This is a genomic window from Kineococcus halophytocola (assembly GCF_041276425.1).
Classification (GTDB): domain Bacteria; phylum Actinomycetota; class Actinomycetes; order Actinomycetales; family Kineococcaceae; genus Kineococcus; species Kineococcus halophytocola.
This window is the reverse complement of the sequence record NZ_JBGFTU010000006.1, coordinates 200,036-223,504: the sequence shown is the minus strand read 5'-3', so window position 1 is coordinate 223,504 and position 23,469 is coordinate 200,036. Positions and strand designations below refer to the sequence as shown.

26 protein-coding genes are annotated in these 23,469 nt (G+C 74.7%); 17 read left to right on the top strand and 9 right to left on the bottom strand.

Annotation, left to right across the window (positions count from 1 at the left end; genetic code table 11):
• Positions 1–126 precede the first annotated feature (126 nt).
• Together AB2L27_RS07240 and AB2L27_RS07235 are read right to left on the bottom strand one after the other, a co-directional pair.
• Positions 127–606: a DUF4383 domain-containing protein gene (locus AB2L27_RS07240; protein WP_370440791.1), complete on the bottom strand. Its 480-nt coding sequence runs from the start codon at positions 604–606 to the stop codon at positions 127–129.
• A 51-nt stretch (positions 607–657) separates the two neighbouring features.
• Positions 658–1,749 (bottom strand): FUSC family protein, encoded by a 1,092-nt coding sequence (locus AB2L27_RS07235; RefSeq protein WP_370440790.1) that lies wholly within the window; start codon positions 1,747–1,749, stop codon positions 658–660.
• Positions 1,750–1,834: 85 nt separating this feature from the next.
• On the opposite strand from AB2L27_RS07235, the gene purD reads away from it, so the two are divergent.
• From purD to AB2L27_RS07210, 5 genes are read left to right on the top strand one after another with little or no spacing between them, the layout of a single operon-like run.
• Positions 1,835–3,115 (top strand): phosphoribosylamine--glycine ligase, encoded by a 1,281-nt coding sequence (gene purD, locus AB2L27_RS07230; RefSeq protein WP_370440789.1) that lies wholly within the window; start codon positions 1,835–1,837, stop codon positions 3,113–3,115.
• Positions 3,112–4,002 (top strand): phosphoribosylaminoimidazolesuccinocarboxamide synthase, encoded by an 891-nt coding sequence (locus AB2L27_RS07225; protein WP_370440788.1) that lies wholly within the window; start codon positions 3,112–3,114, stop codon positions 4,000–4,002. Before purD ends, AB2L27_RS07225 begins: the two co-directional genes overlap by 4 nt.
• A complete protein-coding gene (locus AB2L27_RS07220; RefSeq protein ID WP_370440787.1) occupies positions 3,999–5,015 on the top strand; it encodes a hypothetical protein in 1,017 nt (338 codons plus the stop codon). Before AB2L27_RS07225 ends, AB2L27_RS07220 begins: the two co-directional genes overlap by 4 nt.
• Before the next feature lie 52 nt (positions 5,016–5,067).
• A complete protein-coding gene (locus tag AB2L27_RS07215) occupies positions 5,068–5,487 on the top strand; it encodes a CidA/LrgA family protein (RefSeq protein ID WP_370440786.1) in 420 nt (139 codons plus the stop codon).
• Positions 5,484–6,179, top strand: a complete 696-nt coding sequence (locus tag AB2L27_RS07210; RefSeq protein ID WP_370440785.1) for an LrgB family protein — start codon at positions 5,484–5,486, stop codon at positions 6,177–6,179. The genes AB2L27_RS07215 and AB2L27_RS07210 overlap by 4 nt, the downstream gene beginning before the upstream one ends.
• 24 nt (positions 6,180–6,203) lie before the next feature.
• Here the strand turns inward: AB2L27_RS07210 and AB2L27_RS07205 are convergent, their stop codons facing one another.
• Entirely contained in the window at positions 6,204–6,713 is a 510-nt protein-coding gene (locus AB2L27_RS07205) for an Lrp/AsnC family transcriptional regulator (RefSeq protein ID WP_370440784.1), read from the bottom strand.
• Between the two features lie 100 nt (positions 6,714–6,813).
• Between AB2L27_RS07205 and ald the strand changes: the two genes are divergently transcribed.
• Positions 6,814–7,929 (top strand): alanine dehydrogenase, encoded by a 1,116-nt coding sequence (gene ald, locus AB2L27_RS07200; RefSeq protein ID WP_370440783.1) that lies wholly within the window; start codon positions 6,814–6,816, stop codon positions 7,927–7,929.
• A 195-nt stretch (positions 7,930–8,124) separates the two neighbouring features.
• Here the strand turns inward: ald and AB2L27_RS07195 are convergent, their stop codons facing one another.
• Positions 8,125–9,276 (bottom strand): glutamate--cysteine ligase, encoded by a 1,152-nt coding sequence (locus tag AB2L27_RS07195; RefSeq protein ID WP_370440782.1) that lies wholly within the window; start codon positions 9,274–9,276, stop codon positions 8,125–8,127.
• A gap of 65 nt (positions 9,277–9,341) precedes the next feature.
• On the opposite strand from AB2L27_RS07195, the gene AB2L27_RS07190 reads away from it, so the two are divergent.
• On the top strand, positions 9,342–10,784 hold the full coding sequence (locus AB2L27_RS07190) for a dihydrolipoyl dehydrogenase family protein (RefSeq protein WP_370440781.1): 1,443 nt from the start codon (positions 9,342–9,344) through the stop codon (positions 10,782–10,784).
• A gap of 103 nt (positions 10,785–10,887) precedes the next feature.
• On the opposite strand, the gene AB2L27_RS07185 is transcribed toward AB2L27_RS07190, so the two are convergent.
• From AB2L27_RS07185 to add, 3 genes are read right to left on the bottom strand one after another with little or no spacing between them, the layout of a single operon-like run.
• On the bottom strand, positions 10,888–11,760 hold the full coding sequence (locus AB2L27_RS07185; protein ID WP_370440780.1) for an aminotransferase class IV: 873 nt from the start codon (positions 11,758–11,760) through the stop codon (positions 10,888–10,890).
• A 28-nt stretch (positions 11,761–11,788) separates the two neighbouring features.
• Positions 11,789–12,433: an MBL fold metallo-hydrolase gene (locus AB2L27_RS07180; protein WP_370440779.1), complete on the bottom strand. Its 645-nt coding sequence runs from the start codon at positions 12,431–12,433 to the stop codon at positions 11,789–11,791.
• 11 nt (positions 12,434–12,444) lie between these two features.
• Positions 12,445–13,461 carry an adenosine deaminase gene (add, locus tag AB2L27_RS07175; RefSeq protein WP_370440778.1) on the bottom strand — a complete coding sequence of 339 codons (1,017 nt, stop codon included), beginning with the start codon at positions 13,459–13,461 and terminating at the stop codon, positions 12,445–12,447.
• A 31-nt stretch (positions 13,462–13,492) separates the two neighbouring features.
• Between add and AB2L27_RS07170 the strand changes: the two genes are divergently transcribed.
• Positions 13,493–14,080 carry a TetR/AcrR family transcriptional regulator gene (locus AB2L27_RS07170; RefSeq protein ID WP_370440777.1) on the top strand — a complete coding sequence of 196 codons (588 nt, stop codon included), beginning with the start codon at positions 13,493–13,495 and terminating at the stop codon, positions 14,078–14,080.
• On the opposite strand, the gene AB2L27_RS07165 is transcribed toward AB2L27_RS07170, so the two are convergent.
• The gene (locus tag AB2L27_RS07165) at positions 14,053–15,453 is read right to left on the bottom strand and encodes an NtaA/DmoA family FMN-dependent monooxygenase (protein ID WP_370440809.1); all 1,401 of its coding nucleotides are present in this window, start codon (positions 15,451–15,453) and stop codon (positions 14,053–14,055) included. The genes AB2L27_RS07170 and AB2L27_RS07165 overlap by 28 nt on opposite strands.
• A gap of 257 nt (positions 15,454–15,710) precedes the next feature.
• Between AB2L27_RS07165 and AB2L27_RS07160 the strand changes: the two genes are divergently transcribed.
• From AB2L27_RS07160 to AB2L27_RS07140, 5 genes are all read left to right on the top strand, one after another.
• On the top strand, positions 15,711–16,844 hold the full coding sequence (locus AB2L27_RS07160) for an ABC transporter substrate-binding protein (protein ID WP_370440776.1): 1,134 nt from the start codon (positions 15,711–15,713) through the stop codon (positions 16,842–16,844).
• An 87-nt stretch (positions 16,845–16,931) separates the two neighbouring features.
• The gene (locus AB2L27_RS07155; protein ID WP_370440808.1) at positions 16,932–17,795 is read left to right on the top strand and encodes an ABC transporter ATP-binding protein; all 864 of its coding nucleotides are present in this window, start codon (positions 16,932–16,934) and stop codon (positions 17,793–17,795) included.
• Complete coding sequence (locus AB2L27_RS07150) at positions 17,795–18,610, top strand: ABC transporter permease (RefSeq protein ID WP_370440775.1); 816 nt, start codon at positions 17,795–17,797, stop codon at positions 18,608–18,610. Before AB2L27_RS07155 ends, AB2L27_RS07150 begins: the two co-directional genes overlap by 1 nt.
• Positions 18,610–19,491 (top strand): ABC transporter permease, encoded by an 882-nt coding sequence (locus tag AB2L27_RS07145; protein WP_370440774.1) that lies wholly within the window; start codon positions 18,610–18,612, stop codon positions 19,489–19,491. The genes AB2L27_RS07150 and AB2L27_RS07145 overlap by 1 nt, the downstream gene beginning before the upstream one ends.
• Positions 19,484–20,623, top strand: coding sequence for an XdhC family protein (locus AB2L27_RS07140; RefSeq protein WP_370440773.1), 1,140 nt, complete (start codon positions 19,484–19,486; stop codon positions 20,621–20,623). The genes AB2L27_RS07145 and AB2L27_RS07140 overlap by 8 nt, the downstream gene beginning before the upstream one ends.
• Positions 20,624–20,631: 8 nt before the next feature.
• On the opposite strand, the gene AB2L27_RS07135 is transcribed toward AB2L27_RS07140, so the two are convergent.
• Entirely contained in the window at positions 20,632–21,201 is a 570-nt protein-coding gene (locus AB2L27_RS07135) for a nucleotidyltransferase family protein (protein WP_370440772.1), read from the bottom strand.
• A 42-nt stretch (positions 21,202–21,243) separates the two neighbouring features.
• Here AB2L27_RS07135 and uraD point away from each other — a divergent pair, with 42 nt between their 5' ends.
• The 4 genes from uraD to AB2L27_RS07115 are packed head-to-tail and all read left to right on the top strand — an operon-like array spanning position 21,244 to position 23,468.
• Entirely contained in the window at positions 21,244–21,732 is a 489-nt protein-coding gene (gene uraD, locus AB2L27_RS07130; RefSeq protein WP_370440771.1) for a 2-oxo-4-hydroxy-4-carboxy-5-ureidoimidazoline decarboxylase, read from the top strand.
• A complete protein-coding gene (gene uraH, locus AB2L27_RS07125; RefSeq protein WP_370440770.1) occupies positions 21,729–22,046 on the top strand; it encodes a hydroxyisourate hydrolase in 318 nt (105 codons plus the stop codon). The genes uraD and uraH overlap by 4 nt, the downstream gene beginning before the upstream one ends.
• Positions 22,047–22,050: 4 nt before the next feature.
• A complete protein-coding gene (pucL, locus tag AB2L27_RS07120) occupies positions 22,051–22,977 on the top strand; it encodes a factor-independent urate hydroxylase (protein ID WP_370440769.1) in 927 nt (308 codons plus the stop codon).
• A 5-nt stretch (positions 22,978–22,982) separates the two neighbouring features.
• On the top strand, positions 22,983–23,468 hold the full coding sequence (locus tag AB2L27_RS07115; RefSeq protein ID WP_370440807.1) for a nucleoside deaminase: 486 nt from the start codon (positions 22,983–22,985) through the stop codon (positions 23,466–23,468).
• Position 23,469 lies beyond the last annotated feature (1 nt).

The following is a 23,469-nucleotide window of genomic DNA, read 5'->3' as shown; positions in this document are numbered from 1 at the left end:
TGCTTGGGCAGCAGTGGCTCGATGAGCTCCCACTCCGCATTACTCAAGTCCGACGGGTAAGCCTCACGCTGCACGCCACTCACCCGAGCAGGATCCCACCCTCATACCCACATCTGAAACAGTCTCTCAGAACACGCCCAGCTTCTCGACGTGCTTCTTCCGCGTCACCACCGCACCGGCGAGGATCACGACGAACAGGGCCAGGTGCAGCCAGTTGCTCGCGACGTTGACGGGCAGGTCGGTGCGTGAGGCGTTGACCACGAGACCGGCCCCGCCGAGCCCGGCGGCCAGGTAGGCCAGGGCCACCCAGACGACGGTCTTGTGCGCCTGACGCGGCGAACCGGAGAACGACAGGACGGTCAGGCCGAACAGCACCTGCACGCCGATGACCACGGCCGAGGTGCGGAACAGCCCGAACAGGTTGGCCTCGGAGTGGTAGAAGCCCAGCTGGGAGTAGTTCGACGTGATCCCCGGGATCGCCCCCAGGACTCCGAGGGCGAGGACGAGGACGGCGATCGCGCGGGCGTACCCGCAGACCGGGCCACCGGCCTCGGCGGGGTTCGCGGCTTCGATCGCGGCGGGGGAGTGCGCGGCGGGAGCGTTCATGGTCCCCATCATCCCCGACACCACCCCCGGCACCATCCCCGACGGTGACGCTCAGTGCGGCAGCAGGCGGTGCGCCTCGGCCGCCCCGACGCCCTGGGCCTGCAGCAGGTCCACCACCGTCGAACGCAGCTGCGCCACGACGACCGTCGCCGACAGCGACTGCGCCCCCAGCGTGCGCGGCCCCAGCGTCACCGCGAGCTCCTGCAGCCCCGCCACCGACGGCGGCAGGGTCTCCCCGGGGTAGGCCGGCTCACCCGTGGAGCGCACGGCGGCCGCGAGCTGCTCCAGCGCCCCGGCCAGGGAGTCCGGCAGCTGCTCGTCGTACTTCAACGCCGTGCTCACCCGGCGCAGCGCGACGCGCACGTTGCGGGTCGCGCGGTCCATCCCGGCCTGCAGCTTCCTCTGCTGCACGATCTCGCTGCGCCCGCGCCGCCGCAGCGGGGACAGCCGGTGCACCTCCCACCCGGCGGTCACCGACTGCGACCAGCCGTCGAGCTCGCTCTGCGTGCCGCGGGCGCGGGACAGCACCTCCTCGGCCTTCGCGGGGTCCCGGGCCCGCACGGCACCGGCCGCGTCCTCCAGCAGGTCCGCGAGCTGCCCGGCGTAGGCCCGCGCCCGGCCGCGCACGTCCCGGCGCGGGTCCGGCGGCAGCAGGGCCGCCACCCCGAGGGCGACGACGACGCCCGTCATCGCGTCCAGCCAGCGCGCCCCGCCGGTGCTGCCGGGCATCGGGGGGTAGGCGACGATGAAGCACGCCTGCAGCGCCGCCTGGTTCACCAGCAGGATGCCGGAGTCCAGGAAGCGGGCGACGAACATCGCGGCCACCACGATCCCCGTGATCTGCAGGGGCCCGCGGCCGACGAGGTGCACGATGAGCGTGCCGAACAGGACCCCGATGGTCACCCCGACACCCAGCTCACCGACCCGCCGCAGCCGCTGGTTGTTCTGCACACCCAGGCACACGACGACGGCGACGCAGGCGAAGACGGGGTAGCGCTGGTCCCACAGCGCCCGGGCCAGCGACCACGCGATGCCCGCCCCCAGCCCGCACTGCATGATCTGCCACCACGAGCCCTGCCAGCGCTGCCAGCCGGTGCGGAGCCGGCGGCGGGCGCTGAGCGCGAAGGGGATCGTGCGGGGCACGGACCGATCCTGCCGCACCCGCGCCGCCCCGCGCGGCGGGGCGGACGGTCGGGTCGGCCCCGGGCAACCTCTACCCTCGGTGCCCGTGGAGGTCCTCGTCATCGGCTCCGGTGCCCGTGAGCACGCCCTCGTCCGCGCCCTGCTCGACGACCCGGGGGTCGATCGCGTCGTCGCGGCCCCGGGCAACGCCGGCATCGCGCTCGTCGCCCCCGTCGAACCCGTCGACGCGACCGACCCCGAGGCGGTCGCGGCGCTCGCGACGCGCCTGGGGGCCGACCTCGTCGTCGTGGGACCGGAAGCCCCCCTCGTGGCGGGGGTCGCCGACGCGGTGCGCGCCGCGGGCGTCCCGGTCTTCGGGCCCTCGGCGGAGGCGGCCCGGCTGGAGGGGTCCAAGGCCTTCGCCAAGGACGTGATGGCCGCGGCCGGGGTGCCGACGGCGATGGCGCACCTGTGCACCACGGAGGAGGAGGTCGCCGCCGCGCTCGACGCGTTCGGCGCCCCGCACGTCGTCAAGGACGACGGCCTGGCCGCGGGCAAGGGCGTCGTCGTGACGTCCGACCGCGAGGCCGCCCTCGCCCACGCCCGCGCGTGCCTGGCCCACGGGCCGGTCGTCGTGGAGGAGTTCCTCGACGGCCCGGAGGTGAGCGTCTTCTGCCTGACCGACGGCACCTCGGTGGTCGCGCTGGCCCCGGCGCAGGACTTCAAGCGGGCCCTCGACGGTGACGAGGGCCCCAACACCGGCGGCATGGGCGCCTACTCGCCGCTGCCGTGGGCACCGGCCGGGCTGGCCGAGGAGGTCGTCGAGCGCGTCGCGCGGCCGGTCGTGGTGGAGATGGCCCGCCGCGGGACGCCGTTCTCCGGCGTCCTCTACTGCGGGCTCGCGCTGACCTCGCGCGGCACCCGCGTCATCGAGTTCAACGCCCGCTTCGGCGACCCGGAGACGCAGGTCGTCCTGGCCCGGCTGGCCACGCCGCTGAGCACCGTCCTGACCGCCTGCGCCACCGGCACCCTCGACACCCAGCCGGACCTGCGCTGGCGCGAGGAGGCGGCCGTCACCGTCGTCCTGGCCGCTCCCGGCTACCCCGAGGCGCCCGTCACCGGCGGCACGCTGCGCGGGCTGGAGGCGGCCGAGGCCGTCGGCGGGGCCGCCGTCCTGCACGCGGGCACCTCGCCCGCCCCCGACGGGTCGGGCATCGTCAGCTCCGGCGGGCGGGTGCTGTCCGTCGTGGGGACCGGCGCCGACCTGCACGCCGCGCGCGCCAGCGCCTACGAGGCCGTGGAACTGCTCGACCTCGACGGCGGCCGGTTCCGCCGCGACATCGCCCTGGCCGCCGCGAACGGGGCCGTGGCGGAGGTGCGGGCGTGAACGCCGTGGAACTGCCGGGCTGGACCCACCGGTACTCCGGGAAGGTCCGCGACCTGTACGAACCCGCGGAGGGTTCGGACCGGGCCGGGGACGGGACGGTCCTCGTCGTCGCCAGCGACCGCATCTCCGCCTACGACCACGTCCTGCCCACCCCGATCCCGGACAAGGGCAAGGTCCTGACCGCCCTGTCGCTGTGGTGGTTCGAGCAGCTGGTCGACCTCGTGCCGCACCACGTCGTCTCCACCGACGTCCCGGCCGCCGTCGCCGGCCGGGCGATGGTGTGCCGGCGGCTGGAGATGTTCCCCGTGGAGTGCGTCGCCCGCGGGTACCTCACCGGCTCCGGCCTCGTGGAGTACCGGCAGAACTCCTCGGTGTGCGGGATCGCGCTGCCCCCCGGCCTCCTCGACGGGTCGCGGCTGGACGAGCCGGTGTTCACCCCGGCGACGAAGGCCGAGCTGGGCGAGCACGACGAGAACGTCACGTTCGAGCACGTCGCGACGACCGTCGGGGCCGAGGCGGCCGCCGAGCTGCGCGACCTCACCCTCGCGGTGTACCGGCGGGCCGAGGGCGTGGCCCGCGAGCGCGGGATCGTCCTGGCCGACACCAAGCTGGAGTTCGGCCGCGCGGGCGGCGTGACGGTCCTGGGCGATGAGGTCCTGACGCCGGACTCCTCGCGGTTCTGGCCCGCCGAGACGTGGGAACCGGGCCGGGCCCAGCCCAGTTTCGACAAGCAGTTCGTCCGCGACTGGCTGACCTCCCCGGACTCGGGGTGGGACCGCGGTGGGCCCGAGGCGCCGCCGGAACTGCCCGCCGACGTCGTCGAGCGGACGCGGTCGCGCTACGTGGAGGCGTACGAACGCCTCACCGGGCGGACGTTCACCGGGTGAGCGACCCGACGCGGGTGCTGCGCCTCGTCCGCAGCACCAAGGCGGTCCAGCACCTGACGACGTTCGTCGTGGCGGGGGTCTCGACCATCCTGCTGACGCGGCTCTACCTCGCCCTGACCGGGTACCCGCAGATCGGTGGCGACACCGGGCTGCACGTCGCGCACGTGCTGCCCGGCGGCCTGCTCATGCTGGTGGCGATGGGGTTGCAGTTCTCCTACGTCGGGCCCGGCCCGCGGCCCCTGGCGGCCCTGCTCGGCGGGGTGGGTTTCGGGTTGTTCATCGACGAGGTCGGCAAGTTCGTCACGTCCGACAACGACTACTTCTTCGCCCCGTCCGCGGCCATCATGTACGTGGTGTTCACGGGTTTCGTCGTCGGCGCCCACTTCTGGCGTCGCCGCGTCCCCCTCTCGGACGCCGAACGGGTCGCGAACGCGGCGCACGTCCTGGTCGACGGCCTGGCCGGGCGCCTGTCCGCCCGGCGCCGGGCCGAGGTCCTGCACTCCCTGGACGGCCTGGCCCGGCCCGGGGACGTGCAGGGCGCCGCGCAGGTGCGGGGCCTGCTGGAGGACGTGCAGACGCGCCCACCGAGCCTGCCGCACCGGGTCGAGGAGCTCTGGCACCGCGTCGGGGAGTTCTTCACCCGGCTGTCCTCCTCCCGGTACGCCCTGCCGGTCATGGGGGTCCTGCTGCTCGCGCAGACCGCCTGGGCACTGGTCGTGCTGGTGGGACTGGTGCTGAGCCGGGCCCCGCACGGGGTCGCGGTCGTCGGGGTGCTGGTGGGCACCGGGGCCTCGGTCGTGTTCACCGCGACCGGTCTGTGGCAGGCCCGGCGGCGGGGCCGGCGCGCGGCGGTGGAGTCGTTCCAGCGCTCGGTGCTCACGTCGCTGCTGCTGACCCAGGTGTTCCTCTTCGCCGTCTCGCAGTTCGCCGCGACGGCGGGGCTGGTCGTGGACCTGGCGCTGCTGGGGCTGGTCAACGCCGACCTGGCCCGGATGCGCCGCGCGGACCGCTGACCGCGGCCGGTGCGCCGGGGGCCCACCGTGCCGGGGCTGGCACCCTGGGGCGGTGCCGGCCAACCCCGTCCCGGAGTCCGAACCGCCCCGCGGGGGTGCCTCGCCCGTCCCGCCCGTCCCCGCCGTCCTGACGGGCCTGGCCCTCCTCCTGGGGCTCCAGCTCGCCGGCACGGTGCTCGTCGACCTCACCGGGCTGCCCGTGCCCGGGGCCGTCGTCGGCCTCGTCGTGCTGCTCGTCCTGGGGGTCCGGTGGCGCGGGGTGGTGGCCCGGGTCGAGCCGGCCGGGGCGCCGCTGCTGAAGCACCTGCAACTGCTGTTCGTGCCGCCGGGGGTGGGGGCGCTGACGCAGGTCTCGACGCTGGTGCAGAACGCCGGGCCGCTGGCCCTGGCCGTCGTGGGGTCCTTCGCCGCGGGGCTGGTCGTCGCCGGCACGGTGCTGCAGGCGGCGTTGCGCCGCCGGGCGCCCGCGTGAACGCCCTCGTCCACGCGCCGGGGTTCGGGCTGTTCCTCACCCTCGCCGCCTACCTCGGGGCGAGCGAGCTGCACCGGCGGCTGGGGCGCCCCGCGCTGCTGGCGCCCGTGCTCGTGGCGATGGTGCTCGTGGCCCTCGCCCTGGAGCTCCTGGGCATCGGCTACGAGGAGTACCTCGCGTCGGTGTCGGTGCTGACGCTCCTGCTCGGTCCCGCCACGGTGGCCCTCGCGCTCCCGCTGCTGCGGTCCGGCCGGGCGCTGCTGGCCGACCGCGGGGCCGTCCTCCTCACGCTGCTGGTCACCGGCACCGTCAGCGTCGCCGTCACGGTGGCCGCGCTGGAGGTGTCGGGGGCGCCCGACGCGCTGGTGCTGACGACGCTGCCCCGGTCGGTGACGACGCCGGTGGCCCTGACCCTGGGGGAGACCATCGGGGCCGCCACGACCCTGGCGGTCGTGCTCACGCTCGTCTCGGGGGTCCTGGGCGCGACCGTCGGGCCCTGGCTGCTGGACCGCGTGCGGGTCGTGGACCCGCGCGCCCGCGGTTTCGCGATCGGCATGGTCTCGCACGGGATCGGGACCTCGCGGGCGCTGGCCGAGTCGGACACGGCCGGCGGCTGGTCGAGCGCGGCGATGGTCCTCAACGCCCTGGCCATGACCGTCGCCCTGCCCGTGGTGGCCCGCGCGTTCTCCTGAACCGCCCGTCGTGAGCCTGCCGGGTCAGGACCGGCCCGCGGCCCGGGTGTGCTCGAAGATCAGGCTGGTCTCGGTGAGCCCGACGTCGGGGGCGCGCGAGAGGTGCTCGGCCACGAAGTCGCGCAGGGCGGCGGTGCTCTCGACGGCCACGTGCAGCAGGTAGTCGTCCGCCCCCGCCACGAAGTACACGTCCAGCACCTCGGGCCGGCGTCGCATCCGCGCCACGAAGGGCCCCATGCTGCCGCGCGCGTGCGCGGCGAGCTTCACGGCGATCATCGCCTGCAGGTCCAGGCCGAGGGCGGCCGGGTCCACGTCGGCGTGGAAACCCCGGATGACCCCCGACTCGCGCAGGGCGCGCACCCGCAGCAGACAGGTCGAGGCGGCGATGCCGACGCGCTGGGCCAGGGCGGCGTTGGTGGTGCGGGCGTCCTCGGCCAGCACGTGCAGGACCTCCCGGTCGACGGGGTCCACGACCCGGCGCAGCTTCTTCGGCCGGGCCGGACCACCGGCGGTCGCTGTCGAAGGATCTTCCACGAGCCCAGCTTGACACGAATCTCCTGCGGTCTCCTTGCCCTGCTCTCGAACCGTGTTCACGCTGGGGGGAGATGGCCCGCGTCCACGAGGAGTGAGCACCATGCGCATCGGCGTCCCCACCGAGGTGAAGAACCGCGAGTACCGCGTCGCCCTGACCCCCGCCGGCGTGCACGAACTCGTCGGGCACGGTCACGAGGTGCTCGTCCAGGCCGGTGCCGGCGCCGGCAGTTCCCTGCCCGACGCCGAGTACGAGGCCGCCGGGGCCAAGGTGCTCGAGGACGTCGAGGAGGTCTGGGGCTCGGCCGACCTCCTGCTCAAGGTCAAGGAACCGATCGCCTCCGAGCACCACCGCCTGCGCCGCGGCCAGGTCCTGTTCACCTACCTGCACCTGGCCGCCTCCCGCGAGTGCACCGACGCCCTGCTGGCCTCCGGCACGACGGCCATCGCCTACGAGACCGTCCAGCTCCCGGACCGGTCCCTGCCGCTGCTGGCCCCCATGAGCGAGGTCGCCGGGCGCCTGGCCCCGCAGGTCGGTGCGTACTCCCTCATGCGCGCCGCCGGCGGGCGCGGGGTCCTCATGGGTGGTGTGCCCGGCGTCCGCGGTGCCGACGTCGTCGTCGTCGGGGCCGGGGTCTCCGGCCAGAACGCCGCGCAGATCGCCCTCGGCATGGGGGCCGAGGTGACCGTCCTGGACCTGTCGATCCCCAAGCTGCGCGAGGTCGACGCCCGGTTCGGCGGCGCCGTGCGCACCATCGTCTCGAACTCCTACGAACTCCAGCACGCCGTCCGCCGCGCCGACCTCGTCGTCGGCGCCGTCCTCGTCCCCGGGGCCCGCGCCCCCAAGCTCGTCAGCAACGAGCTCGTCGCGCAGATGCGCCCGGGCTCCGTCCTCGTCGACATCGCCATCGACCAGGGCGGCTGCTTCGAGGACTCCCGGCCCACCACGCACGACGACCCGACGTTCACCGTCCACGGCTCGGTGTTCTACTGCGTCGCGAACATGCCCGGCGCCGTCCCGCACACCTCCACCTACGCCCTGACGAACGCGACCCTGCCCTACGTCGCCAAGCTCGCGAACTCCGGGTGGAAGGCCGCGCTCGGCGCCGACGCCGCGCTCGCGCACGGGCTGTCCACCCACGCCGGGAAACTCCTCAGCCCGGAAGTGGCGGCCGCGCACGGGCTGTCGAGCACCACGCTGCAGGACGTCCTGGCCTGACCCGCCCCCGACCCGCCCCCGGCCGGTTCGACCTGCGCTGACCGCTGCCGCCTGGCCACCACCGCCTGGCCGACGACCTGGTGGATGAACGGCTGGGTGACCTGCACTCGGCGCGCCCTCGTCCCGGTGTTCCCCACGCCCCGGCTGCACGCCGAGGCCGCGGTGGAGGCGGCGCTGGGCCCGCGCTGAGCGGGATCAGCCCTCGCGCAGCTCGGCGACGAGGGAGTCGACGACGTCGTGCAGGGGTTTGTCCGCGCCCCGCGCACGCGCGGCCTCGAACGTCGCCCGCTGACGCTGGTAGCTGGCCCCCCGGCGCGGGATCTGCGCGACCTGGGCCAGGTCCTCGGCGCAGTCCAGCCGGCGGGCGACCGGTTCCAGCCGGGTCAGCCAGTCGTCGAGGTCGTCGGTGACGAGGCGCTCGCGGCCGGCGGCGTCGACGATGATCTCGGCGTCCAGGCCGTAGCGCGCCGCGCGCCACTTGTTCTCCTGCACGTGCCACGGCGGCAGCGTCGGCAGGTCCTCACCGGCCTCGAGCCGCTCGTCCAGGTGCACCACGAGGGCGTGGACGAAGGCCACGACGGCGCGCAGCTCGCGCAGCGAGGGGATGCCGTCGCACACCCGCACCTCGATCGTGCCGATGGCGGGGGAGGGGCGGATGTCCCAGCGCACGTCGGACAGGCCGTCGATGACCCCCGTGACGAACATGTCGTCCACGTACCGCTCGAACTCCGTCCACCCCCCGAACTGGAACGGCAGACCGGCCGTCGGCAGCTGCTGGAACACCTGCGCGCGGTTGCTCGCGAACCCGGTGTCGAAACCCGTCCAGTAGGGGGAGCTGGCGGACAGCGCCTGCAGGTGCGGGTAGTGGTTGAGCAACGTGTTGAGGATCGGCAGCACCTTGTGGACCGAGTTCACCCCCACGTGCACGTGCACGCCCCAGATGAGCATCTGCCGCCCCCACCACTGCGTGCGTTCCAGCAGTTCGGCGTAGCGGTCGTCGGGGGTGACGAGCTGCTCGTCCCAGCGGGCGAAGGGGTGGGTGCCCGCGCACATGAGGTCCAGGCCCAGCGGGTCGGTGACGCGCCGGACGGCGTCGAGGGTCGCCGTCAGGTCCTCGGCGATCTCGCCCACGGTGTCGCAGACCCCGGTGACGACCTCCAGGGTGTTGCGGAGCAGTTCCTTCGTCACCCGCGGCCCGGTCGGTGACGCCTCCCGGTCCACCGCCTCCAGGACCTCCGCGGCCCGGGACGCGAGGTCGCGCGAGTCGCGGTCCACCAGGACCACTTCCCACTCCACGCCCAGCGTCGGGCGGGGCGAGGCGTTGAACTCCACCGTGCGTCGGCCCACCCGAGGATCACACCACACCGCCGCCGCACTCGCCGCACCACCGGCGGGGCCGTAGCGTCGCCGGGGTGAGCACGGGACAGGACGGGCCGGGGCAGGCCGCGCGCGAGGTGGACGTCGTCGTCGTGGGGGCGGGGGCGGTCGGGGAGAACGTCGCCGACCGCGCGGGCCGCACCGGGCTGGACGTCGTGGTCGTGGAGAGCGAGCTCGTCGGGGGTGAGTGCTCCTACTGGGCGTGCATGCCCAGCAAGGCCCTGCTGCTGCCCGGGCACGCCCTGGCCGCGGCGCGACGCCTGCCCGGTGCGGCGCAGGCCGTCACCGGCGGGATCGACGCGGCGCAGGTGCTGCAGCGGCGCACCTCGTTCACCAGCGGGTGGGACGACTCCTCCCAGGCGCAGTGGCTGGACTCGGCGGGGCTGACGCTGCTGCGCGGCACCGCCCGGCTGACCGGTCCCCGCCGCGTCGAGGTCACCGGGACCGACGGCACGACGACCGCGCTCACCGCGCGGCAGGCCGTCGTCCTCGCGACCGGGTCGGTGCCCGTGCTGCCCGACGTGCCCGGGCTGGCGGGCGCCTCACCGTGGACCTCGCGCGAGGCGACGAGCGCGCGGGAGGTCCCCGGCCGGCTCGTCGTCCTCGGCGGCGGGGTCGTCGGGGTGGAGCTGGCCCAGGCGTGGGCCCGGCTCGGGTCGAGCGTCACGCTGCTCGCGCGCAGCGGCCTGCTCGGCGGGCAGGAGGACTTCGCCGGCGAGCTCGTGGCCGAGGCCCTGCGCGCCGACGGGGTCGACGTCCGGCTCGGGGTCTCACCCACCCGCGTGAGCCGCGACGGCGCGGTGCGCGTGGAGCTGTCGGACTCCTCGGTCGTGGAGGCCGACGAGTTCCTCGTCGCGACCGGCCGCCGGCCCGCGACCTCCGGGATCGGGCTGGAGACCGTCGGGCTGCAGGACGGCGGCGCGCTGGAGGTCGACGACACCGGCCTGGTCGCCGGGGTCGAGGGGTCGTGGCTGTACGCCACGGGCGACGTCTCCGGGCGCGCGCCGCTCACCCACCAGGGCAAGTACGCCGCCCGCGCCACCGGCGACGTCATCTCGGCCCGCGCCACCGGGCCCGTCCAGACCCCGCCGTGGTCGAAGTACACCGCCACCGCCGACCACCGCGCCGTCCCGCAGGTCGTGTTCACCGACCCCGAGGTCGCCCAGGTCGGGCTCACCGCCGCGCAGGCCCGCGAGGCCGGGATCGACGTAAAGGTCGTCGACTACGACCTCGGCGGGGTCGCCGGTGCCTCCCTGGCCGCCGACGGGTACACCGGCAGGGCCCGGATGGTCGTCGACGAGCAGCGCCGCGTCGTCGTCGGCGTGACCTTCGTCGGCCAGGACGTCGCCGAACTCCTGCACGCCGCGACGATCGCGGTCGTCGGGGAGGTCCCGCTGGAGCGCCTGTGGCACGCCGTCCCCAGCTACCCGACGGTCAGCGAGGTCTGGCTCCGCCTGCTGGAGACCTACGGGCTGTAGTCGCCGCGGCTCGCCGCTGGGGGGGCGTTGACGCGAAGGGCCGCTAGGTTCGGCGCTTCGCGTCAACGACCCCCACCTCCGCGCCCGCGCCGGTCACGCAGCGTCAGTCGTGGACGGTGAGCAGGTGGTGCAGCAGCTCGGCCTGCAGGGCCGCGTCGGTCGGGCGGGGGACGCCGTCGAGGCTGCGGACGGGGGCGGACAGCCGTCCGCTGGACAGCAGCCACACCGCGTCGGCCACCCGCAGGTCGTCGGCGCTCAGGCGCGCGACCTCGGTGCGGTCCCCGCGCCCGGCCGCCCAGGCCAGCGCCCGCCCGGCCGTCGTGCCGTCGAGGATCCCCAGCTCCGGCGGCGGGGTGACCCACCGGTCGGCGAACCGCGCGAGGACGGTCGAGTTCGGGCCCTCCAGGACGTCGCCGTCGCTGGAGACGAACACGACGTCGTGCGCCCCGTGGCTGCGGGCGTACCGCAGCGAGGCGGTGTTCAGGGCGTAGGACAACGTCTTGGCGCCCTGCAGCAGCCACGGCGCGCGCGTCACGACGTCGCTGGGGTAGGCGCGTTCCAGGACGAGCACGTCGATCCCGGCCGTGCGCTGAGGACCGTGGTCGGGGGCGGGGAAGACGTGCACCCACCCGGTCGGGGCGTCCCCGCCCTCCACCCCGCGGGTCAGGACGAGCTTGGCCAGCAGTTCCGGGGCCGGCGGGTGGGCCGCGGCGGCGTCGGTGACGGCCCGGGCCCAGGCCGCGGTGTCGGGAATCGGCAGGTCGAGCAGGGCCGCGGACCGCGTGAACCGGTCGAGGTGGTGCCGCAGGCTCTGCGGGGTCCCGGCCACGACGGCCACCGACTCGAAGATCCCGTCCCCGCGCGTCACCCCGAGGTCGTCGACGCGGACGTGCGCCGCCCCCGGGTCGGCCCGGGTGAACGTCGTGGCGCCGTCGGGGGCGGTGTCGGCGAGGAAGAGGACGGGGCTGTCGGGCACCGGGACATCCTGCCCCCCCGCGGGCGCCCTAGAACTCCAGCGGGGTCGGCCCCTCGCTCTCGCGCACGTCGAGCCCGCCGAGGGAGCGCACCTGGTTGCCGTAGACCGCGTGACCGGGGGCGGCCAGCAGCCCGTCGTGGATGACGAGCCCGGCCGACGCCCCGACGGCGCGGACGAAGTCGACGGTCTCCTTCAGCGCCGCCCACGGCGCGTTGAGCGGCACGGCCAGGACGTCCACGCCCGCGGGGACCGCCTCGTAGGAGTCGCCGGGGTGGAACAGCGTCGGCTCGCCCTCGGCCGCGAGGAGCACGCCGACGTTGCCGATGCGGGGGACGTCGGCGTGGATGACGGCGTGCCGGCCCCCCGCGCCGGCCACGCGCACCCCGGCGACGTCGAACGCGTCACCGGCGTGCAGCGCGGTCGCCTCGATGCCGGACTCGCGCAGGGAGGCCGCGGTCTCCGGTTCGGCCCGCAGCACGGCCCCGTCGTTGGCCTCCAGCAGCGCCGGCAGCCGTTCCACGTCGACGTGGTCGGGGTGAGCGTGGGTCAGGACGACCGCGTCGAGCCCTTCGAGCTCCTCGAAGCCGTGGCTGAACGTCCCCGGGTCCAGCAGGACGCGCGCCGCCCCGGTCTCCACGAGCAGGCACGAGTGGCCGTAGTGCGTGATCCGCATGGTCGCCGAACCTACTCCCGGGCGGCGGCCCGCGCAGGGGCGGACGCCGCCGGCCCGGCCAGCCAGGCCTCGACCGCGGCCAGCTGCGCGCCGACGAACTCCGCCGGGGCCGCCGCGCCCTCCAGCGACGCGCGGGCGACCTCCGCGAGCTGGTCGTCGCTCAGGCCCAGGGCCGTGCGGGCGGTCTCGTACTCCTCCAGCAGGCCGGGCCCGAACAGCAGCGGGTCGTCGCCGTTGAGCGAGCACCGGACGCCGGCCTCCAGCAGCGCCGGCAGCGGGTGCGCCCCCATCTCCGGGACGACCCGCAACGCGACGTTCGAGGACGGGCACACGTCCAGGACGGTCCCCTCGTCCGCGAGCCGGCGCACGAGCTCGGGGTCCTCCACGGCCCGCACACCGTGCTGGACCCGCCGGGCGCCGAGCAGGTCGAGGGCCTCGCGGACGCTGTCGGGGCCGCGCAGCTCCCCGGCGTGCGGGGCCGCGAGCAGACCGGCCTCGCGGGCGATCGCGAAGGCGCGCTCGAACGGCGCCGGGCCGAACAGCGCCTCGTCGGCGGCCAGCCCGAAGGACACGACGCCGCGACCGGCGAAACCCGCCGCGAGCCGCGCCAGGGCCTCGGCCTCGGCCGGGGGCAGGTTCCGGATGGCCACGAGCATGAGCCCGAACCCGACCCCGAGCCGCCCGGCCTCCTCGCGGCCGGTGCGGACCATGAACTCCGTCACCTCCTGCGGCGTGCCGAACTGCGGGACGTAGAACATCGGGTTGGCCTGGGCCTCGATCCACACCGCGCCGGAGGCCGCGGCGTCCTGGACGACCTCACGGACGACGCGGGCGAGCTGGTCGCGGGTGCGGATGAACGCCACGGCCCCGTCGTACATCCGCACGAACTCGGGGAACGTCGCGTACCCGCGGACGGGGGGCGCGGCCTCGCCGGCCTCGCGGGCGAACTCGGCCAGGGTCGCGGGGCGCATCGCCCCCTCCAGGTGCAGGTGCAGGTGGGCCTTGGGCAGGGTCGCGAGGTCACGCACGGTGCATCTCTCCTGTGGTTACGCTGGCGCGGTGAGCGAACGGGACCGGTTGCTGCACCTGGTGGCCGGGCACCTGCTCGCCCACGGGGTGACGTCCTCGACGCTGCGCGGGCTGGCCCGCGCGGCCGGGTCGAACAACCGGATGCTGTTGTACTACTTCGGCAGCCGGGAGCAGCTCGTGGGGGAGGCCCTGCAGGCCGTGGCCCGCGACCACTTCCCGGGTCTCGAGCACGCCTGGTCCGCTCTGGAGCACGGGTCGGGAACGCTGCGGCAGGACCTGCAGACCGTGTGGGACGAGATCGCGGCGCCGCGCAACCTGCCCTTCCTCCGGTTGTTCTTCGAGGTGTTCGGACAGGTCACGCGACAGCCCGGCTACTCCGAGCTGATGGGCGACATGGCGGCCTGGCACCGGCCGGCCGCCACCCGGCTGCGCCGCGAGGGCCTGCCGCGCGCGGCCGCCGAGACGCTGGCCACCGAACTCGTCGCGGTGTGGCGCGGGTTGCAGATGACCCTGATCCTCACCCAGGACCTGCGGGCCGTCGACCGCGCCCAGGGGCAGGCCCTGGACGCGTTCTGCGCCCGCGCCCTGGATCAGGCCGGGGTGGACTCCCGCGCGTAGCGGCTGCCCGGGTGGTCGCCCGGCAGGCGCGGGGCCTCGGCCCCCAGTCGTTCGCGCAACGTCCCGGTGCCCGGGGCCCGGTCGGCCGCGGCGGGCAGCCGCCCGCGGCGCCGCAGCTCCGGGACCACGAGGTCGCAGAACAGGGCGTGGTCGCCGGGGGAGAAGATCGCCTCCAGGAGGAACCCGTCGACGCCCGTGACGTCCATGAGCTCCTCGAGCTGGTCGGCCACCTCCAGGGGGTCCCCGACGACGGTGAACCCGCGCGTCCCGCGGCCCCGCAGCTCCTCCAGGACCTCCCGGACGAGGGGCCAGGTGCCGTCGGGCCGCCGGAACCGGTCGATGTTGCTCTGTCCCATCTGCCCGACCCTCCCGTCCGCACCCTCCAGCACCTGCGAGAGGGGACGGTCCGGGTCCAGCGCCGTCAGGTCGATGCCGGTGTTGCCCGCGTAGATCACGGCGGCCACCTCGTCGGTCTGCAACGCCTCGAACTCCGCCCGGCGGGCCAGCGCCTCCCGGTGGGTCGAGGCGACGGTCACGGTGGCCCCCACGAGGACCTTCACCGACTCCGGGTCACGGCCGTGCGCGGCGGCCCGGGCGCGGATGTCGGCGACGTTCGCCGCCGCGTGCGGCACCGTCGTGCCCTGCAGGAACACGCACTCGGCCTGACCGGCCGCGAACTCCCGCCCGGCGGTGGACGTCCCGGCCTGGAACAGCACCGGGGTGCGCTGCGGGGAGGGGGGCACCGTGAAGAACCCGGAGGAGCGGAAGTGCCTGCCCACGTGCTCGACCCGGTGCAGCCGGTCTCGGTCGGCGAAGACGCCGGAGGCCTTGTCCTCCACCAGCGCCCCGTCCTCCCAGCAGCCCTCCCACAGCTGCAGGCAGAGGTCGACGTACTCGCGGGCGATCTCGTAGCGCGTGTCGTGGGCCGTCATCCGCTCGTGCCCGAACAACGCCGCGACGGTGTCCTGCGAAGCCCCGGTGACGACGTTCCAACCGACGCGGCCCCCGGTGAGGTGGTCCAGCGTCGCGAACCGGCGGGCCGTGGCGACGGGGTGGTCGACCCCGGTGGAACTGGTGACGACGAAACCCAGGCGCGAGGTGTGGTGGGCCAGGGTCGGGATGAGGAGCATCGGGTCCAGGCCGGAGAAGTTCAGCCCGCCCCGGGCGGCGGCGGCGGGCAGGTCACCCCCGACGGTGGGGTAGCCGTAGCCGTCGGCGAAGAACAGGAAGTCGAAACCCGCCGCCTCCAGGAGCTGGGCCACGTCGATCCAGTGCTGCTGCTCGCGGTGCCGTTCGGAACCGCTGTAGGGGTGCGACCACGAGAGGGTGCCGCCGACCTGCGGTGCGGCCACCTCGAAGACCCCCAGGTGCATCCTGCGCACGGTGTGAACTCCCTCCGTTGAACCGAGTGGTTCACATGAGACCACGCCCACCGCCGCTGCGGGGCCCGCCGCGGCCCTGGTCACGTGAACGTCACACGCCCGGGGTCCCGTAACACGGGGTTCACACGGACGTGACGAGAGCGCCGCGCGCGGGTGCTTCAGTACCTGGGCAGGCCGCCTCCCGCCGCGGTCGACCCGTTCCCCGGCCGTCCGCTCGACTCGACGGTCCCTCACCCCCGGAGCTGCGCATGAACCTCCTCCCTCGCCCGCGTCCCGCCGGCCGGGCCGCTGCCCTGCAGCGCCGCGCGTTCCTGCGCGGCTCCGGTCTCGGTCTCCTCGGTGCGGCCGGTCTCGGCACGCTCGCGGCCTGCGGCGGGGACGAGGCCGAGTCCTCGACCGGGTCGGCGGCGGCCGGCTCCGAGGGTTTCGGCGAGCTGACCGTCCAGCTGTCCTGGATCAAGAACATCGAGTTCGCGGGGGAGTACTTCGCCGACAGCCGGGGCTACTACGGCGAGGCCGGGTTCTCCACGGTCAACCTCCTGGCCGGCGGCAGCGCCGGGACGGCGGCCGAGGCCATGGTCCTCTCGCGCAAGGCGCACGTCGGCCTGTCCGCCCCGACCCTGACCGCGCCGGCGATCGTCAACGAGCAGGCACCGTTGAAGATCATCGGGGCGACCTTCCAGAAGAACCCGTTCTGCCTCGTCTCCATGGAGCAGGGCCGGCCCGTCCGCACCGTCGCCGACCTGGCCGGCAAGCGGATCGGCGTCCAGACCGGCGGCAACGAGACGATCTTCGACGGGTTCTGCGAGGCCAACGGCGTCGACAAGGACTCCTTCGAGATCGTCCCGGTGCAGTACGACCCCTCGGTCGTCGTCTCCCGGGAGGTCGACGCGTTCATGGCCTACCTCACCAACGAGCCGATCCTGCTCGCCGCCCGCGAGGTCGACGGCCAGCCCATCGTCCCGGTGACCCTCGGGTTCGCCGACAACGGCCTGCCCGTCGTCGCCGAGACGTTCACCGTCCTGCAGTCGACCGTCGACGACCAGCGGGACCTCCTCAAGGCGTTCCTCGTGGCCGAGATCCGTGGCTGGAACGACGCCGTCGCCGACCCGCGGGGGGCGGCCGAACTGGCCGTCACCACCTACGGCAAGGACCAGAACCTCGACCTGGAGGAGCAGACGAAGGAGGCCGAGGCGCAGAACGAGCTGATCGTGTCCGAGGACACCCGGGCCAACGGGCTGTTCACGATGACCGACGACCTCATCGGGGAGAACATCGAGGCCCTGGCCCAGATGGGCACGACCATCGCGGCGGACGACCTCTTCGACCTGTCCCTGCTGGCGGAGGTGTACGAGGAGAACCCCGACCTGATCACCGGCTGACGCCTCGCCCGGCCCCGCCCCGTCCCGCTCCCGGAAGGCTGACCCGTGCCCCAGGAACCTCCCACCGACCTGGCCGCCCCGCCCGCGCTGACGGTGTCCACGACCCGGGCCCCCGGCCCGCCGGCCGCGACCACCGACCCCGGCCGGCACCCCGCGGCGGCCACCGGCTTCAACCTGCGGGGGCTGACCAAGCGGTTCGACCTGGGCCGCAAGAGCGTGCTGGCCCTGGAGCAGACCGACCTGGGCACCCGCAAGGACACGTTCCTGTCCCTGCTGGGCCCCTCGGGCTGCGGGAAGTCGACGATCCTGCGGATCCTTGCCGGGCTGGAGACGCCGACGGACGGGCAGGCCCTCGTCAACGGCCGGACCACCCGGGAACTGCAACGCGGGCACGAGCTGGGCGTCGCCTTCCAGGACTCGGCGCTGCTGCCCTGGCGGACGGTCGCGCAGAACATCCGGCTGCCCCTGGAGGTCGCCGGGGTCCGGCCCGAACCGGGGCTGGTCGAGGACCTCATCGGGCTGGTGGGGCTCACGGGTTTCGAGAAGGCCAAGCCGGCCCAGCTCTCCGGCGGGATGCGCCAGCGCGTGTCCATCGCCCGCTGCCTCGTCGTGCAGCCCAGCGTCATGCTGCTCGACGAGCCGTTCGGGGCCCTGGACGACATGACGCGGCAGCGGCTGAACGTGGAGCTCCTGCGCATTTGGACCGAGAAGCCGGCCACGACGCTCATGGTGACGCACGGCATCGGGGAGGCGATCTTCCTGTCCGACGTCGTCGCCGTCATGAGCCCCCGTCCGGGCCGGGTCGTGGAGGTCGTCGAGATCGACCTGCCGCGGCCGCGGACACCGGAGATGATGCGCACACCGGAGTTCCACGCCTACCACGACCGGCTCTCGGAGATCCTCTTCGGCGGCGGGCGCGTGGGCGCGCAGGGGTCAGGGGAGGACCACTGATGGCTCCCGCGGCGGTCGGCGGGCCCGCAGGACGGTCCCTGCGCGACCTCCCCCCGTGGGTCGGAGGCGTCACCGGTGCGGTGCTCGTCGTGGCCGCGTGGAGCCTGGTCGGGGTCTTCTCCTCCGCCGGGGGCATCGTCCCGACCCCGTGGGCGGTGCTGCAGCAGCTCCAGGAGAACGGGTTCGCCACCTACTGGGACAACCTCTCGATCACCACCGCCTCGGCCGCGCAGGGCTGGGTGTGGGGGAACCTCGTCGCGATCGCCATCGCGGTGGTCGTCCTGCTCGTCCCGCCGCTGGAGGGGGCGGCGAACCAGGTCGCCGTCATCTCCTACTGCATCCCGCTGACGGCGATCGGGCCCATCGTCCTCATCGTGTCCCCGCCGGGCTCGCGCATCACGTCGGTGTTCCTCGCCGCGATGAGCGTCGTCTTCACCTCCGTCGTCGGGTGCCTGCTGGGCCTGCGGGCCGCGGATCGTTCCGCCCTCGACGTCGTGCACGCCTACGGCGGCAGCCGCTGGACGGCCCTGGTCAAGGTGCGGCTCATCGCCGCCCTGCCCGACGTCTTCGCCGCCCTCAAGCTGGCCGCGCCGGCCGCGTTCCTCGGCGCCGTGCTCGGGGAGTACTTCGGCGGTGTCGACTCCGGCCTCGGCATCATGATCGTCGCTGCTCAGACGAACCTGCAGTACGCCCAGATCTGGGGGCTGGCCCTGCTCAGCGGCGCCGTCGCCGGCGCCGGGTACCTGCTCATCGGACTGCTGGCCCGGCTCGTGACCCCGTGGTCGTCGACCGGTGTGAAGGGAGGGGACCTCTGATGGCCACCACCGCCCCGGCCCCGGCCCGCCCCGCGGGCGAGGTCCACGAGAACCGCAGCGGCGCGTCCCTGGCCGTCGCCGTCGGCCGGCGCGTCGGCGCCTCCGTCCTCACCCTCGTCGTCTCGGCCGTCGTGCTCGTCGCCGCCTGGTACGCGCTGCTCGCCCTGTTCGACGTGGACGCCTTCGTTGGCAAGCGGCCCCTGGACGTCTACGCCTACCTCGCGAGCGCCCCGCGGGCCGCGGAGAACCGGGCCGCGATCCTGGACGCCCTGCTCATCACGCTCACCGACTCCGTCACGGGTTTCGTCACCGGCGTGGTGGCCGCCGTCGCGGTCGCCGCCGCCTTCACGGTGTTCCGGCCGCTGGAGTTCGTCTTCATGCCCCTGGCCATGCTGCTGCGTTCGGTGCCGCTGGTCGCGATGGCCCCGCTCATCGGGATCGTCTTCGGACGCGGCCTCGGCGGGCAGGCCGCCATCGGCGGGGTCGTCGTGTTCTTCCCCGTGCTCGTCAACGTCGCCACCGGGTTGCGGTCGGCCTCGCCGCAGGCGGTCGACGTCGTGCGCGTCAACGGCGGTACGACGTGGACGGCCCTGCGCAAGGTGGCGATCCCCAGCGCGCTGCCGAACCTGTTCGCGGCGTTGCGCATCTCGGTGCCGGGCGCGGTCATCGGAGCGATGCTCTACGAGTGGTTGTTCTCCGGGACGGGGATGGGCGCGGAGATCTTCCGGGCCAACAGCCAGGTCCAGTACAACCTCGTCTGGTCGATCGTCGTCGTCGTCACGTTCACCTCGATCCTGCTCTACACCCTCGTCAGCATCGTCGAGACGCTCGTGCTCGCGACCTGGGGCCCGGCGGCCGGATCGGGGCGCGGCCGTGGCTGAGGGAGCAGCCGTCCTGGGTGCGGTGCACGACCGGCTGCGGCGGGGACGTCGGGTGGCCGTGGCCGCGGTCGTGCGCACCGACGGGTCCGCCCCGCGGGCGGTGGGCGCGTGCCTGGCCCTGGTCGCCGGACCCGACGGCACCCCCGGTGAGGTCCTCGGCAGCGTCTCCGGTGGCTGCGTGGAGTCCGCCGTCCACGAGCTCGCCGGCGAGGTGCTGGCCGACGGCCGGGCCCGGCGGGCCGTGTACGGGACGGCCCGGGACGACCCCTTCGCCCCGGGGTTGACGTGCGGCGGGACGATCGAGGTGCACGTCGCCCTCGCCGACGGGGACGTCCTGGGGGAGGTGCTGACGGCCGTGGCCGACCGGCGGCCGGTGGCGGTCGCCACCGCGCTGACCCCCGGTCCCGCCCGGCAGGTGGTGCTGGACGCGGTGCGGCACAGCGGGTCCCTCGGCTCGGCCCGCCTGGACGCCGCGGTCCTCGACGCGGCCCGCGGCCGGCTGCGCGCCGGGACCTCCGGTCTCGTCCGCCTCGGCGCGGACGGCGGGCAGCGCGCCGACGACCTGGAGGTGCTGGTGGAGGTGTTCGCCCCCGCCCCGCGCTGGATCGTGGTCGGAGCCGTCGACGTCGCCGCGGCCCTGACCCGCCTCGCGGCGTTCCTCGGGTTCCACGTCACCCTGTGCGACGCCCGCCCGGCGTTCGCGACGGCCGCGCGGTTCCCCGACGCCCACGAGGTCGTCGTCGACTGGCCGCACCGGTACCTGGAGCGGACCACCGTCGACGCCTCGACGGTGCTGACCGTCCTGACCCACGACCCGAAGTTCGACGTGCCGCTGCTGCAGGTCGCCCTGCGCGGCCGGGCGGGGCTCGTGGGGGCGATGGGGTCGCGCCGCACCCACGCGGACCGGCTGGAGCGGTTGCGGGAGGTCGGTGTCACCGAGGACGACCTGGCGCGGCTGCGCTCACCCGTGGGCCTGGACCTCGGGGCCCGCACCCCGGAGGAGACCGCCGTGTCCATCGCGGCGGAGGTCGTCGCCGCCCGCGGCGGGGGCACGGGACGGCCTTTGCGCGAGACGCGCGGGCGCATCCACCACGAGCAGTTCGCCGCCGTGGTCGCGGGGGTCTGCGCGTGACGGCGGGTTCAGGGCAGGTCCTGCGGCAGGTCACCCGGCACGTCCACGTCGTCGACGGCGCCCGCGACGGGGACCGCGACGACGTCCGTCCCGGCCAGGAACCCCCGCAGCCCGGCACCGCCCGCGCAGGCCGCGGCGGCGGCGTCGAGGTGGTCGCGTCCCAGCAGGACCGGGTGCCCCGGCCGGCCGCGGTCCACCGCCCGCACGAGGGCACCGGGGCGGGCGTGCGCGAGCACCGTGCGCACCCCGGCGAGGTCGACGTGCGGCAGGTCGACGAGCAGCAGCAGGACGGCGTCACCGGCCCGGACCGCGGGCTCGGCCAGCACCCGGGCCATCCCGGCCCCCGGACCGCGCGACCAGTCCGGCACCTCCACCGCCCGCACCCCCGGCGGGAGCGTGGCGCGGACGCGGTCGGCCTGCGCGCCCACGGTGACGAGCACGGGCTCACACCCCGCGGCGGTCAGCAGACCGGCGGCCGCCGCGGCCCACGACGTCCCGTCGGGGTGGCGCAGCAACCCCTTGGGCGTCCCCATCCGCCGGCCCGCCCCGGCCGCCAGCACCACCCCCGTCACGCGCACGGGGCCAGCACAGCACACCGGAACCACGACGACGGGACGACAGTGCAGCTCACGGAACTCCAGGCGCTCGACGCCCCGCGGTGCGAGGAACTCCTGCGCACCTGCTGCGACGCCCCCGCCTGGGCCGTGCGGGTCACCGCCGCGCGCCCGTTCGCATCGGTCGAGGCGTTGCGGGAGACCGCGGCCCGCGAACTCGCGGTGACACCCGAGGAGGACGTCGACGTCGCTCTCGCCGCGCACCCGCGCATCGGGGAGCGCAGCGACAGCGCCACCTCCCGCCGGGAGCAGGCCGGCGCCCTGTCCGCCGACGAGGACGTGCTGCGCCGCCTGGCCGAGGGGAACCGCCGCTACGAGGAGCGCTTCGGCCACGTGTACCTGGTGTTCGCCTCCGGCCGCAGCGCGGCCGAACTCCTCGACCTGCTCCAGGCCCGGCTGGGCAACGACCCGGCCACGGAGCGGCGGGTGCTGCGCCGGGAACTGGCCGCCATCACCGACCTGCGGTTGCGCCGGTTGCTGGAGCAGGCCCCGTGACCAGCCTGTCCACCCACGTCCTGGACGCCGTCACGGGAACCCCCGCCTCCGGGGTCGGGCTGGCGGTGACGGACGCCGGCGGGGCACTCCTCACCTCCGGCCGGACGGACGCCGACGGCCGGGCCCGCCTCGCCGAGGACCTGGCTCCGGGGACGTACCGGGTGCGGTTCGCCACGGGGGAGTGGTTCGCCGCGGCCGGCCGCGAGACGTTCCACCCCGAGGTGGTGGTCGCCTTCACCGCCACCGGGGAGGGGCACCTGCACGTCCCCCTCCTGCTGTCCCCCTTCGCCTACTCCACCTACCGAGGGAGCTGAGAACATGGCCGTCGTCCTGGCGGGTCACCAGTACGGGAAGGCGGAGAACCGCGTCGTGCGGTTCCAGCGCGACACCCCGCGGCACGAGATCGTCGACCTGAACGTCACCTCGACGCTGCGCGGGGACTTCGCCGACGCCTACCTGTCCGGGGACCAGGGCAAGGTCCTGCCGACCGACTCGCAGAAGAACACGATCTACGCGTTCGCCAAGGAGGGCCCTGCCGGGCAGGGGATGGCGAAGGGGATCGTCGCGGTCGAGGCCTACGCCCTCGACCTCGCCCGGCACTTCGTCGAGGAGACCGGTCCGGTGACGGGAGCGCGCATCGACGTGGACTCCTACCGCTGGGAACGCGCCGTCGTCGGCGGCCGCGGGCACGACCACACGTGGGTGCGCGCCGGCGGCGAGGTGCGGACCGCGGCGGTCACCGTCTCCGGCGACGGACCCGACCGGCAGACCCACGTCGTGGCGGGCCTGAAGGACCTCACGCTGCTGAAGTCCACCGGGTCCGCGTTCGAGGGTTTCCTCGTCGACGGGTACACGACGCTGGAACCGGCGCAGGACCGCGTCATGGCCACCTCGCTGGTCGCGCAGTGGCGCTACGACGCGACCTGCCTCACCGACGGTTTCGACTTCGACGCCGCCCACGACGCGGTGCGCGCGGTGCTCGTCGCGCAGTTCGCCACAGTGCACTCCCTGGCGCTGCAGCAGACGTTGTGGCACATGGGCAGGGCCGCGGTGGAGTCCGTGCCCGGGGTCGTCGAGGTGCGGCTGGCGGCGCCGAACAAGCACCACTTCCTCTACGACCTGCAGCGGTTCGGCGTCGAGAACGCCGGTGAGGTGTTCCACGCCGACGACCGGCCCTACGGGCTCATCCAGGCCGTCGTCGCGGACGAGGACGCCCCGGCCGCCCCGCTGGCGTGGGAGCGGTGAGCGCCGTGGACCTGACCGCCCGGCGCACCGACGCCGACCACCTCGACCACGCGGTCCGGCTGGCCGTGGAGAACGTGGCCGCCGGCGGCGGGCCGTTCGGCGCCGTCGTCGTCCGCGACGGGTTCGTCGTGGCGACGGGGGTGAACCGCGTGACGGCGCAGAACGACCCCACCGCGCACGCGGAGGTCCAGGCGATCCGCGCGGCGTGCACCGCGCTGGGCACGTTCAGCCTGGCGGGGACGACGCTGTACTCCAGTTGCGAACCGTGCCCCATGTGCCTGGCGTCGTCGTTGTGGGCCCGGGTGGACCGGGTGCTGTACGCCGCCGACCGGCACGACGCCGCGCGCGGCGGGTTCGACGACCGCGCCTTCTACGAGGTGTTCGACACCCCGCGCACCGAGTGGTCCGTGCCCGTGCAGCAGCAGCCGAACGCAGGCTCGCCCGCCCCGTTCGACGCCTGGCTCGCGAGCGCCGCGCGGATCGACTACTGAG